At 59.4% G+C, this 12,728-nt stretch carries 10 protein-coding genes; 2 read left to right on the top strand and 8 right to left on the bottom strand.

Annotation, left to right across the window (positions count from 1 at the left end; all coding sequences use genetic code 11):
• Window positions 1-20 precede the first annotated feature (20 nt).
• From ACOTXL_RS05810 to ACOTXL_RS05825, 4 genes are read right to left on the bottom strand one after another with little or no spacing between them, the layout of a single operon-like run.
• Complete coding sequence (locus tag ACOTXL_RS05810; protein WP_023314433.1) at window positions 21-1,346, bottom strand: lysine N(6)-hydroxylase/L-ornithine N(5)-oxygenase family protein; 1,326 nt, start codon at window positions 1,344-1,346, stop codon at window positions 21-23.
• Complete coding sequence (iucC, locus tag ACOTXL_RS05815; protein WP_045350297.1) at window positions 1,343-3,085, bottom strand: IucA/IucC family protein; 1,743 nt, start codon at window positions 3,083-3,085, stop codon at window positions 1,343-1,345. Before iucC ends, ACOTXL_RS05810 begins: the two co-directional genes overlap by 4 nt.
• Window positions 3,082-4,029 (bottom strand): GNAT family N-acetyltransferase, encoded by a 948-nt coding sequence (locus ACOTXL_RS05820; protein WP_003859536.1) that lies wholly within the window; start codon window positions 4,027-4,029, stop codon window positions 3,082-3,084. The genes iucC and ACOTXL_RS05820 overlap by 4 nt, the downstream gene beginning before the upstream one ends.
• Entirely contained in the window at window positions 4,029-5,771 is a 1,743-nt protein-coding gene (locus ACOTXL_RS05825) for an IucA/IucC family protein (protein WP_045350298.1), read from the bottom strand. The genes ACOTXL_RS05820 and ACOTXL_RS05825 overlap by 1 nt, the downstream gene beginning before the upstream one ends.
• 138 nt (window positions 5,772-5,909) lie before the next feature.
• Here ACOTXL_RS05825 and ACOTXL_RS05830 point away from each other — a divergent pair, with 138 nt between their 5' ends.
• The gene (locus ACOTXL_RS05830) at window positions 5,910-7,109 is read left to right on the top strand and encodes an MFS transporter (protein WP_045350299.1); all 1,200 of its coding nucleotides are present in this window, start codon (window positions 5,910-5,912) and stop codon (window positions 7,107-7,109) included.
• 3 nt (window positions 7,110-7,112) lie between these two features.
• Here the strand turns inward: ACOTXL_RS05830 and mtfA are convergent, their stop codons facing one another.
• Window positions 7,113-7,910: a DgsA anti-repressor MtfA gene (gene mtfA, locus ACOTXL_RS05835; RefSeq protein WP_003859539.1), complete on the bottom strand. Its 798-nt coding sequence runs from the start codon at window positions 7,908-7,910 to the stop codon at window positions 7,113-7,115.
• A 266-nt stretch (window positions 7,911-8,176) separates the two neighbouring features.
• Between mtfA and ACOTXL_RS05840 the strand changes: the two genes are divergently transcribed.
• Window positions 8,177-9,079 carry a LysR family transcriptional regulator gene (locus tag ACOTXL_RS05840; RefSeq protein WP_003859540.1) on the top strand — a complete coding sequence of 301 codons (903 nt, stop codon included), beginning with the start codon at window positions 8,177-8,179 and terminating at the stop codon, window positions 9,077-9,079.
• On the opposite strand, the gene ACOTXL_RS05845 is transcribed toward ACOTXL_RS05840, so the two are convergent.
• The 3 genes from ACOTXL_RS05845 to ACOTXL_RS05855 form a co-directional block, all read right to left on the bottom strand.
• Window positions 9,051-9,839: a substrate-binding domain-containing protein gene (locus tag ACOTXL_RS05845; RefSeq protein WP_045350300.1), complete on the bottom strand. Its 789-nt coding sequence runs from the start codon at window positions 9,837-9,839 to the stop codon at window positions 9,051-9,053. The genes ACOTXL_RS05840 and ACOTXL_RS05845 overlap by 29 nt on opposite strands.
• A gap of 6 nt (window positions 9,840-9,845) precedes the next feature.
• On the bottom strand, window positions 9,846-11,147 hold the full coding sequence (locus tag ACOTXL_RS05850; RefSeq protein ID WP_045350301.1) for an MFS transporter: 1,302 nt from the start codon (window positions 11,145-11,147) through the stop codon (window positions 9,846-9,848).
• A 260-nt stretch (window positions 11,148-11,407) separates the two neighbouring features.
• Complete coding sequence (locus ACOTXL_RS05855) at window positions 11,408-12,703, bottom strand: serine hydrolase domain-containing protein (protein ID WP_045330359.1); 1,296 nt, start codon at window positions 12,701-12,703, stop codon at window positions 11,408-11,410.
• Window positions 12,704-12,728 lie beyond the last annotated feature (25 nt).

The raw sequence follows: 12,728 nt of genomic DNA on the forward strand, positions 1-12,728 counted from the left end.
GTTGATCCTGAATGTGTGTGTCAGTACTCGGTGGTCTTTATTAATGATTTAATAACCTGGCTGCTCTCCGGGCTGGTGGTGCTCCGCCAGTGGATCACGCCGGGGGTGGTTGCCAGCTCAAACGGCTCGTCATCGTGAGCGCGATTCAAAATTCGCGCCGCGCGCCAGGCCATCAGGCTGAGCTGGGGTTCGGCAATACCGAGACGGTGCATCCCGGCATTCACGGCAAACAGGCGGTTGCTCTGCGGGCCGTCCCATTCAAGGGTAAAATCGTTGTTGATGCAGAAGGCTTCATCCTCATCCAGACGCAGTCGGGAAGAGAGCGGGGCGAGAAAAGCAGGCTGCACGGCGCGGTAGCCGGTGGCGAAAATCACCACGTCGCTTTCAAGCTGTTCGCGCCCGCCGTCCAGGTGATGCTGGATGCTGAGGCGAGGTCCGGTTTCCTGGCGCGTCAGCGCCGTCACCGAGCGGGACGGCATCAGGTGCGCCCAGGGTTTTTCACGCAGCACTTCGAAACGGTGGTACATGGCGCGGTAAATCGCCAGCAGGGACTCGGTGGTGATCCCGTCGGAGGTCATTTTCTGCTCCTGCAACATCTGACGTCGGGCGTCGTCACCGAGGGTCGAGAAGCTGTCCACATACTCTGGCGTGAAATACTCGTTAGCAAACGCGGCTTCATCCAGCGCGTTGTAGTTGTTGCGGCGCGACACCCAGTTGAGGCTCAGCGGCTGGCCCCATTCCCCACGGAAGATATTCAGGAACAGATCCGCACCGCTCTGGCCGCCGCCGACGACGGTGACGCGCTTGCCCGCTAAATCCGGCGTGCGCAGCATCATTTCGCTGGCGTGGAAGCAGGTATCGTCCTGCGCGGTGACGCAGTCTGGCAGATTGATCTGCTTCCCAATCCCCACGCAGACGTGCCGCGCCAGGAAGCGATCCCGCTGGGTCACGATCTCAAACAGGCCGTTTTGCTCATCAAAGCTGACCTGCTGTACCTGCTGGCTGAAGGCCAGGTTGGTGAGGTTATCCGCCGCCCAGCACAGGTAGTCGGCAAACTCCTCGCGCGACACGGTGCGCTGCTCGGTGGTGAGGAAACGGTAGAACTTTTTGCGCTGTACCAGGTAGTTCAGGAAGCTGTGGCGGTTGGTTGGCTCTACGGCGCTGACCAGATCCTTCAGGAAGCTGGTCTGCATATGGCAGTCCGGCACCATCATCCCCGGGTGCCAGGAGAAGTGCGGCTTGCGTTCAAGAAACAGCGAGCTAAAACCGTCCAGCCCCTCCGCCAGCGCGGCAATACTGAGGTTGAACGGACCGATACCAATGCCGATGAAATCATAGGTTTTCATTGCGCTGACTCCCGGGAGGCCAGAAAAAGAGGGTTATCAAGATCGCAGACGTAGTTCGGCAGCATGCGGCTGCCGCCGTCGTGTTCAGAGAAGGTCAGTTTGACCGGGTTGAGGATCACGCGAATAATCTGCGGCTTAAACAGGTCGAACTTCGCGAAGCGCGCCGCAAGATCCGGATGGGCGGCCATATAACGATGTAACACCAGCGCCAGGATCTGATAGAAGCGGGTTTCATTCACGCCGCATTGCAGGGTGAGGCGGGATATAAAGCGCAGCACCGTGACAAAGTTGCCGGTTTGCAGGTCGTGGATGATGTAATCCGCGCTGAGGCGCGCCGTCACCGCTTTTACCTGCTCCGGCAGGCTCTGCGCCTGCGGGAAATCTTCATCCACCAGGCGCATATCGCCCTGGAAATCCTTCAGCAAAATGCGCTGCGGAACGTAATCTTTCATCACCAGCGTGACGTTCTGGCCGTGGGCGATGAGCGCCACCCCGTAGCGACAGAGCAGGTGATAGAAGGGGATCACCGTCGCCTCAAACAGCTTTTCCAGCCATGCGTCAGCGGTTAACCCCGAGCGTTTGATCCATGCGTCAATCAGCGGGCGCCCCTGATTATCGGTTTCCATCAGCGCCGCCATCAGCACCGCCTGTTCACCATCCTGTAAATAGCAGGATGGGTTCTCGCGCCAGATCACCCCCAGCATCTCCTGATAGCGGTACGGCGCCTCAGGCAATGCGGCATAACCCGGATGCGACAGATATCCGGCAGCGGGTTCGCCAAGCACCTGCGCCCCGGAGCGAATCAGCGTGGCATCGCTGGCAAACTGCTGCTGTAGCCAGCGCGAGGCCAGCGGACCGGCGGCAATATACTTGCCCGGAATACCGCGATAGCAGGAGGTGTTGTAGATGGTCAGCGGCAGCTTGATGTCATACGGCGCGCGACGGCTGGCGTTGGTCAGCGTGCGCAGGGACTGCTGCGCCAGATACTCATCGCCGAACTCACCCAGCTCCACCATTTCACCGCGTGCGAGCTGCGCCAGGAAATGAATGGCAATTTTTTGTTGCCACTGCCACGGGTGCAGCGGCACCGGCAGCCAGCTATCATCCAGATCCAGCTCCTGCCAGCGGGCGTCGAACCGCTCGCGCTCGGCATCGTCCATGGCGCTGGAGAGCAGGGCGTTAATATCGCAATCGGCGTCGCTGCTCCAGACCAGACGATCGCGCTGCACGGCGACCCAGTGCAGACGAAAACGCCCGCGATATTCCGGTGCGTACAGGCGCAGGGCATCCAGCCCCCAGCCGCGGCGTCCCTTGTTGAAAATAAACTTCGGGTGACCGCGCATCAGGCACTGTAGCTCGTCCGGGTCAAGGTGGATCAGCGCATCGGCATCCAGCGTTTCACGCGCCTGCAACAGCTGCATGTCGCCCCGCAGCGTGGCGTAGAGATCTTCCATGTGCTCCGCCGTTTGCGCGTCGCTCATCTCCAGTACGGTGGCCAGTTGCAGCAGCGCGTTTTCCGCTTCGACCGCCGCGCCGCTGGTGGTGGTCAGGGTATCAGGGTCAATATGCAGCCAGCCCCAGATCCCACGCGTGGCGCGAAACTGCCAGCACGCGTTGCCCATACTGATGCGCCAGTAGTCCGCCGAATCCGGCTCGGCGCGCAGGGTGCGTTCATATTCCAGTTCGGCGAGGATCTTCGCCACCATCTCGCGGTTCACTTTCTGCCAGAGCGCGTTCACAGTTCCACCTCGTGGAAGAAGCGATGACGCTCGCTCATGATGAGACGGGAGCGTTTGTGCGGGAAGTCGAACTCTTTCACTGTGTCGAAACCGGCGGACGCCAGATGGCGGAACAGACGCTGGTTGTCGAAGCGCGGTTCCGCCACAATGCGCGCCGTGCGCGGTTCATCGAGATACAGATAGTGGCTCAGGCCGCGCAGCCAGCTGCGGATATACTGCGCTCCGCGCCAGTTCTCTTCGCCCACCAGCATATGCAGCCCGCGGTCAAAGGGCTGCCAGCGATAGTGGCGGCCAATGCGGTCTTCCGCCGCCCAGTAGAGTTCAAAATAGCCGAATGGCTGATCGTCAAAGCAGCCGATCACCGGATAGCAATAGGTCGAGTCGAGCTGGCGACGCAGGTAGTTCTCCTGCTCGGCCTGCGGGCCGGCCATCTCCCAGAAAGCGTTCACGCGTGGGGTGTTCATCCAGCGGGTAAAACGCTCGCCGTCCAGCGCCACGTCCGCCACGCGGAAGCTCAGGGTGCGCTTAATCTGTGGATCGTAACGGCGATACACTTCGCCCTGCGGGCGGTGAGGGCGCAGCGGGAAGTACAGCTGACGGCTTTCATCAAACTGCATTCCGCCGCTCGCCTGCGGACGCTCGCCTTTCAGCCACAGCGGCAGCTGCCAGAAAATTTCACGCGCCAGATAATCTCCGTGAACGAGGCTAAACAGCGCCTGCGCCTGAGGTTCATCCTGCCAGGCTGCCCACGGCAGGGTAATGCCGGTCAGGGCGGGCGCGGCAACAAACAGCTGGTCGAGGGCGTCCACCAGCCAGCCGTCCGGGAGCCCGGTCAGCCGCTCCAGCACCGCGCAGCCGTCGAGACCCAGCGTCAGCGGCAGGTTTTGTTCCGTGACCGTGCAGCGAAAGCCGTAGCCGGAATGGACGATATTCGCGTTTGCCATCACGCCTTCTCCTTATAAAACGGGTTGCTAAAGTCGAAATAGATCACCGCCGGATCGACGATGGTGTTTTCGTTGCGATCGTGCAGGTAGCAGAAGAAGTTGCCTTTGCAGTTCCAGGTCGGGCTGTCGAGCACATAATCAAGGCAGCGGGTCTGCTTCGCCGTCGTGCGCAGTTCGGCCAGCGCGTCACGCACGCGGGACATCAGGTTCTCTTCGCTGTCGAAACCGGCAGCGGCGAGCGCGGCGGTGACGGCAAGGGTAGAGTTCAGCAGCAGGTAATAAGGGAAGTAGCGCAGCAGCTGGCTCTCACCGAAGCGGTTTTCAACTTCGGTTTCACCTGCCTCATTCAGCCACGCGTCGGCCCCTTCGGTCCAGGCGCTGCCCTGGCAGTCACGGTAGATCAGTCCAACGGGGAAATCCTGCTGCATCTCAACGAGGATATTTTGCTGGTGCGCCAGCAGGACCAGACCGTAGTCCGCCTCGGCGCTGAACAGCGGAAGCAATACGCGGTCGCAGTAGGCATCCAGCCAGCAGCGCGCGGCCTGGGCGAGGGGTAAGTCCAGACGCTGGCTCAGACGACGCACCGCCGCGGCGAGCAGACTGTCGCCGCCGTCCGGCGCGGCCTGGGTCAGGCTCACCAGCACGTTGGTTTGCGTTTCAGGGGTATCGAACAGCAGATTGACGCGCAGGGCCATCAGGCTCTCTTCCTGAATGACGCCGTGCTCATCGCGCAGCCCCGCCCAGCCGTCCTCCTGCATCACGCGCATGGTCGGGTAGCGCGCCTGGAGCCCTTGCCAGCGTGCCGTTTTCGCCAGCCGCGCCAGGCGCATGCCGCGCTTAACCTCTTTCACCGACAGCGTGCGCACGGAGTTGGTTAGGCGCACGCTCAGGGAAAACTTAATCATGTCGCTGTTGGTTTCACTGTACAGCGAGCGGGAAGAGCTGGTGGGTAGCCATGGCGCACCGGCTTCGCCCAGATCGCGCAGGGCGCCTTTTTCTACCAGACGCTGGCACCAGTCCTGCTCCAGCAGATAGTCGGCCTGCCACGGGTGCATCGGCAGTAGCCAGCAGGTGTCGGTGAAGTGACCGAGAAGAGCCGGCGCGCTCTGCGCTGCAAAGCGCAGCAGACGTTCCCGCAGGGAGACATTCAGGCTGTCGCCGGTAATCAGCTCATGCTCAACCGCAAACCAGCGCAGCGGGAAGCGGGAGGCGAAATCCGGCAGATAGCGACGCGCCTCGGCCTCGTTAAACGGCTCGTGCGACTTTGGGGCAGGATGAAAAGCATGGCCGACCAGCAGCGCCTGTTCCGCTTCGGCAAAGGTCAGCGGCTTATCGCGCAGGTTTGCCCAGTTGTGGCGTAAATCAATGGCCTGCCAGGTGTGTGTATGGCTTTCCAGGACGCGCTGCTTAAAGCGAGCCAGCGTATCGGCATCCAGAGCGCCTTTAACCGTCTCTTTTTCAATAATTAAATCAATCAGTTGATGGAATGTGACCGTGTCACCGCCGTCGCTGTCGGCCTGAATCAGCGTTGCCGGGAAAAGATACTGGTGATGCTGTGTGGGGGAGAAATAGCGTACCGGAACCCGAATGGCCTGGGTTGGGGAGAGCGGGATATGAATCAGTGATAACTCATCCGCACGGGTTGCGGGAAGATAGTGCCAGTCCTTCGTTTCGCGCAGCAGCGCGTTCAAAAAACACTGGGCCGCAACATCTGTACCGGCGGAGCGGAGCAGAGTACGCATAGTTGTACCTCATTCCATGACTGATAATAATTCTCGTTATGATATTCATTCTGTTTACAGTGGCAACTATTTTTGCAATATTTGTTTTCATAAACTTCATAATTTCCACACATTTATTGACATTATCTTCACAATTTTATGCGCACCCGTACCGAGAATCTCACTGACGTTGTGGCCCCCAAAGCTAACTGGTCCCTGGCACTGGGCGCCGGTTTATTAGGTATTGGACAAAACGGTTTGCTGGTCATGCTGCCGCAGCTGGTCTCCCTGACCGGATTGTCGCTCTCCGTCTGGGCCGGGCTGTTGATGTTCGGCTCGATGCTCTTTTTACCCGCATCGCCCTGGTGGGGACGCCAGAGCGAGCGGCACGGCTGTAAGATCGTTATGCTGGCCTCGCTGGGCGGCTACCTGGCGAGCTTCGTCGTGATGGCGCTGGTAGTCTGGGCGATGGCGAACGGCGCGCTGAATGCCCTCTGGGGAATGGCGGGCCTGGTTCTGTCGCGCATGCTGTACGGCCTGACGGTATCAGGGCTGGTGCCTGCGGCCCAGACGTGGGCCATTCAACGCGCGGGGTTGGATAAAAGGATGGCGGCGCTGGCGACGATAAGCTCTGGCCTGAGCTGCGGGCGTCTGCTGGGACCGCCTCTTGCCGCGCTGATGCTCGGCGTCAGCCCGGTCGCACCGCTCTGGCTGATGGCGCTGGCGCCGTTGATCGCGCTGCTGCTGGTGCTGCGCGAAGCCGCCGATCCCCCGCTGCCGCCGGTGGCGCACCAGTCGACGCGGTTACAGGCCTCCATGCTGCCTTTCCTGGTGCTGGCGCTGCTGCTGGCAGCGCTGGTCAGCCTGATGCAGCTTGGCTTATCGCCGCATCTTCATCCGTTATTCAATGGCGATGTCGTGCAAATCAGCCATCATGTCGCGCTATTGCTGAGTCTGGCCGCCCTGGCGACCCTGGCGGCGCAGTTTCTGGTGGTACGCCCGCAGCATTTTACCCCGAGAGTTTTACTCTTAATTGCCGCAGTGCTGATGGTGGCGGGTCTTGGGCTGATGTCTCTCGCCAGTTTAGCCCTGTTCTACGTGGGCATTGTCATCACTTCGCTGGGGGCCGCCATGGCAACGCCGGGATACCAGCTTTTGCTCAACGATCGGCTGACGACGGGCAAAGGCGCAGGGGTGATCGCCACCAGCCATACGCTGGGCTACGGGGCCAGCGCGCTGCTGGTACCCGTGGTGACGCGCTTTTACGGTGAGCAGTTTTTGATTACTGCCGCATGGGGAATGGCGCTGCTGTTTCTCGCGGTGAGCGTGTGGGTACGATCGACCGATCGTACCCCTTAAACATTAGTGGAACGGATGAGAGGATGTGCTGGCTGCGTCCTCACTTTGCCGCAGACGCTGGAGTGGATCCTGCTGATAAAACTGGCAAAAACGCTGCCATAGCGCCGGGAAGCGCGGGGCAAAAAGCTCAGGTGCGCTAAAGAAATACTCGGACAGCACCGCAAAGCACTCGGCGGGATCGGTCGCGGCGTAGGCATCAATGCTGGCCGCGCTTTCACCCACCAGGTCGATCTCATCCTGAATGTTTTCCATCGCCGCGTGCAGGTCGTGCTCCCATCCCGCGACTTCACGCAGCGGGATCAGCGGCACGCCGCTGGCGCGATCGCCGTTACGGGTATCCAGCTTATGCGCCACTTCGTGAATGATCAGGTTGAAGCCCGAGGCATCGAACGAGTCTTGAATATCCAGCCAGTTGAGGATGATTGGCCCTTGCTGCCAGCTCTGCCCGGACTGCACCATACGCTGGTTGTGCACCAGCCCGATGTCATCCTCCCACTCATCATCGACGATGAACGGCGCCGGGTAGATCAGCACTTCGTGGAAGCCATCCAGCCATTCGATACCCAGCTCCAGCACCGGCAAGCAGAAGAGCAGGGCGATGCGCGAATTTTTAAGCGGATCCAGTTCGAAGCCCTGTAGCGGTACCAGCCGTTTTTGCTGTAAAAAACGCTCGGCCAGCTGAATCAGCTTTGATTGCTCTTCAGGCAAGAGATTCGCCAGCACGGGGATCGCCAGAGCCTCATCCCAGGGGAGCGCCATATTTCGACCAGCGTCGTTCGTTTTCCAGGGCCACTTAATCATCGCTTTGCTCGTTACTCGCACGTGAACAAAATGGAAAGGTCAGGGGCTGTTAGCATGCCAACATACTCTGTTAAGCAGTATGACACTCCTCATCGGCTGCATGCAGAGTGGCGGCCTGTTTAAGAGGAATCCAGCCCGCATAAACTATCACTATGTGCCGTCATGTTGATAGCGCTTTAGGGGTATCCCCTTCATTTTGTGAAGTATGTCGTGCGCGGCTATGATAAATCTCTTCTTACCCTACCGTGCTTAAGGATCCCGTCAGTATGCCCGTCAATTTTGACCTCAACGATCTCTATGCCTTCCGCGCTTTACTGGAATACGGCAATTTCCGTCTTGCGGCAGAATCTATCTGCCTTTCCCAGTCGGCGTTGAGTCGCAGAATTGAAAAGCTGGAGGCGGCACTGGGGACAAAACTGTTCGACAGAACCACCCGGCGCGTCACGCTGACCCTGTATGGACAGACCTTTGCCGACCGGTGCGGGCAACTGCTTGCTGACGTGGAGTCCATGCTTTCGGATATCGATAAGGCCAGCGAAGAGCGCACGGGGCTGATCACCGTGGCGACGGTGCCGTCAGCCGCCTGTTACTTTATGCCGGATGTGATCCGCCGCTTTCAGTCCCGTTACCCCCGCGTGCGCATAAAACTGATCGACAGCAGCGCCGGAAATGTTATCGAGGCCGTCACCCGCGGACAGGCGGATTTTGGTATCTGCTTTGCCCGGAGTTTGCAGCCCGACATCGAGTTTGTCCCGCTGGTGGAGGATGTCTACGTGGCCGCCTGCCGACGCGACAGCCCGCTTGCAAAAAGAAAAAGCCTGACGTGGCAGGCTTTTTATCAGCAGGATTATATCGGTCTGGATAAGACCTCCGGCAACCGCAATCTTCTCGACCAGCGGGTCGGGCATATTCGGCCTGAGCGCCCCAGCATCTGCGAAACGCGGCACGTGACGACCATGCTGGGGATGGTTGAAGCCGGGATCGGCATTGCGGCCGTTCCCGCCATGTCAATGCCCCGCGCAGAGCATTCGCTGCTGACGTCGGTACCTTTAACCGAGCCTGAAGTCAGGCGAACCGTGGGGCTGATCCGCCGCCGCGGTCGGATCCAGTCCTATATTGCTGCCGAACTCGAAACGCTGATTACCGAGCAGTATCGCGAGGTGCATTGACGGGCGTTAAGCCCGTTGCCGTAATGACGCTGGCGGCCTGTGGCGAAGAGAGAAAGGCCAGCAGCGCTTTTCCCTGTTCGGGATGGTCAGCCTTCTGCGTTACGGCTCCGGCGAAACGGGTAATGTACTGAATGTCGTCAGGCAACTTACCGACAAACGTCACCCCCGGGACCGGCAGAAGCTCGCTCACCTGCTGAAAGCCGAGGTCGTATTTCCCTTTTGCCACTTCAGACGCCACCGGGATACGCTCAACCCGGTGCGCTTTATCGTGGACCTGGCCGTCTATGCCCAGCTTACGGAACAGCTGGCTCTCAACATACCGGCCGCTGGCGCTGTCGGAATAAGCCATGGAATGCGCCTTCAGCAGCGTTTGCCGCAGGGCAGGCACCGTACTGATATCCGGCACCGGCGCGCCCGCTTTGACGACCATCCCGACGGGCGAATCCGCCAGCTCCACGCGGGAGCCCGCCGCCGTTCTGCGATCCTGTTCCAGTTTCGCTAGCGCATCGCCCACCATAATCACCACGTCCGCTTTTTCGCCCCGGGCGAGCCGGGCCGGAATGGCCTGCGGCGTTTTGCCCATCGACGGGCCGGAGATCACAATGAGCCTGTCGCCGCTTTGCGCTTCGTACTGCGGCGTCAGCTTCTCCAGCGCCGCTTTGAAGCCGCCAGAAATCATCACCGTCACATCCTGCGCAAGCGCGCCCGCGCTGAGGGTGGCGAAGGTCAGGGCGGCAATCACCGTTCTGAATGTAAGCATGAGGGATCACTCCTTAACGGCAGTTTGCAGGATTAACGTGCGACGACGATAGAGATAGAGCGTTGCCAGCAGGGCGCAAACGGCGGCAAAGCTCATCCAGTAGTCCGGGGAGGCTTTGTCGCCGGTGTACTCAATTAAGGCGGTCGAAATCACCGGCGTGAAACCGCCAAAGACCGCCGTTGCCAGGCTGTAAGCCAGCGAGAAGCCCGCCACGCGCACCTCTGCTGGCATGATCTCAGTCAGGGCCGGGATCATCGCGCCGTTATACAGACCGTAGAGGAAAGAGAGCCACAGCAGCACGGTCAGCATCATTGAGAAGCTCGGAGCTGCCGCCAGCATCGTCAGCGCCGGATAGCTGGTTGCCAGCGCCAGCAGCGTCATGGCGATCAGCACCGGTTTACGCCCGAAGCGATCCGACAGCGCGCCGCCCACCGGCAGCCAGATGAAGTTGGACACCGCCACCAGCAGCGTGACCAGAAGACTGTCCGACGCGCTGAGCATCAGGACTTTTTTACCGAAGGTCGGCGCGTAAACGGTGATCAGGTAAAACGCGGTGGTGGTCATCGCCACCATCAGCATGCCCGCGACGACGACCGGCCAGTTGGCGAGCAGCGTTGTGAAGACCTGACGCATCGCCAGATGGTGGCGACGGGCGCTGAATTCCTCGGTCTCTTCGAGCTTGCGGCGCAGGAAAAAGATGAACGGCACAATCAGACAGCCAAACAGGAACGGAATACGCCACCCCCATTCGCGAATAGCACTCTCTTCCAGCACCACATTCAGCGCGAAGCCCATCGCCGCCGCGATCATAATGGCGACCTGCTGGCTACCTGACTGCCAGCTGGTATAGAAACCCTTGCGGCCCGGCGTGGCGATCTCCGCCAGATAAACCGAAACCCCGCCCAGCTCGGCACCTGCCGAAAAACCCTGCAACAGGCGGCCGGTCAGCACCAGCAGCGGTGCCCACAGGCCAATGCTCTGATAAGAAGGGATCAGCACAATCAGAAAGGTTCCGGCGGCCATAATCGACAGGGTGACGATCAGCCCTTTACGGCGGCCCACTTTATCAATGTAAGCCCCCAGCACAATGGCCCCGATCGGACGCATCAGGAAGCCCGCGCCAAAGACGGCGAAGGTCATCATCAGTGACGCAAATTCACTGCTTGCCGGGAAAAAAGTATGGGCGATGTAGGTGGCATAAAAGCCGAACAGAAAGAAGTCGAATTGCTCAAGAAAGTTGCCCGACGTGACGCGGAAAATCGCGCCCGCTTTCGCACGAACCGTTGCAGGTGAGGTTGAGGAAACCATGATTATCTCCAGTTTTATAGCGACGTTATGCTCGTCTGTTTCTGAAAACTGGATCAGGAAGTGGAAATTAATAAGCGCAAATAGCGCATAAACCGATGCGTGTGGTGCATTAATGACAATGCGTTGACCAGTATTTACATATTCAACAATAACTTAACATTTCGATGATCTTTTATTTACCACGTTTCGCTAAGTCGCTGATATATCAGTTTTGTGACACCGCGCAGATGAGAAGCCAGGCGGGGCCTGGCTTGGGATTATCAGCGCAGCGCGTTCGCAATCGCGCTAAACATCAGCGACGCTTCCAGCGGCTGGGCGCTGAATGACGGCTCTGCCTGCGGCCAGGTGGACCACTGGACGATAACCAGATTTTCTTTATGATTAACCATGATCATCTGCCCAAAAATACCCAGCGCCCACAGGGAATCCTTCAGCGAATTTTCGACTTTCGGCTCCACATTTGTGGCGGTGGCTGGCACTTCATTGTTCCACCACTGGTAGCCGTACAACCCCTTCGGATGCGCCTCGGACACCGATCCTTTGGCCTGTGTCCAGGCTGAGGACTGTTTCACCCAGCCCTCGGGGAGGATCTGCTTTCCGTCCGGCAGGGTACCGTTATGCAGGATAAACTCCCCGAAACGCCCCCAGTCTTCCAGCGTGGCGTTGAACCCATGCGCACCCACGTCGTGCTGGCCTTTGCTGTAGGCATGCCACACGCCGTCGCTCGCCATACCGTACGGCTGCCAGATGCTTTTCTCCAGATACGCCGCGAGCGTCATGCCGGTGGCGCGCTCAAGCACATCGCCTAACAGCCAGGCGCCACCCGAGGAATAGGACCAGTTTTCGCCCGCCGGGTGTTCACGGTGTAACCCCTTCACCAGGGTGCGCACACAGTCGTAGGTGCCCGGTTTCGCTTCGCATTCGGTAAGCCGGGCGAAGTCAGATTGCGCGTTGGTGTAATCTTCAGTCCACGCCACGCCCGAGGTGTGGGTGATGAGCTGTTTCAGCGTTACGCCCTCCCAGGCGGTGCCTTTTAAATCCGGTTCGTATTGGGTGACAAGGTCGTCCAGGGAGTGGATTTTCCCTTCTTTAATCGCAACACCCACCAGCGCGGAGACCACGGATTTGCCCACGGAACGCGACGTCCAGAGCGTAGAGTCGGTATTGCCTTCTCCCAGATATTTATAGGCCACTTTGCCATTTTTCAGCACCAGCATGCCGCTGACGTTCTGGCGTTTCAGGTAATCCTGAAGATTGTAAATCTTACCCTTCACCTGATAGCGGGCATCGGTGAGCGGTTTTTCTGCGGGCAGCAGTGGCGTAGCGTTGCCGTGGCGGAACACATCGCCCGCGTAGTTGCGGTAGTCATTGCGAAAGCCCACCACGCGATCGGCCTGGCTCCAGGTGAGCATGGTATGTGCGTCCGGGAGTCTGGCATCGAAAGGCGCCGGACAGGTCGTGAGTTCGGTACCGTTGCAGGCAGCCATGACGGCGGGCGAGAGCAGGCTGCTGATAACCAGCGCCGCGAGCAGTGTGCGGTTTGTTTTGATTTTCATATTTATCTCGTTTGGCTCAGGAAGG

The organism is Enterobacter cloacae complex sp. IR5402 (genome assembly GCF_049238125.1).
GTDB lineage: Bacteria > Pseudomonadota > Gammaproteobacteria > Enterobacterales > Enterobacteriaceae > Enterobacter > Enterobacter hormaechei_C.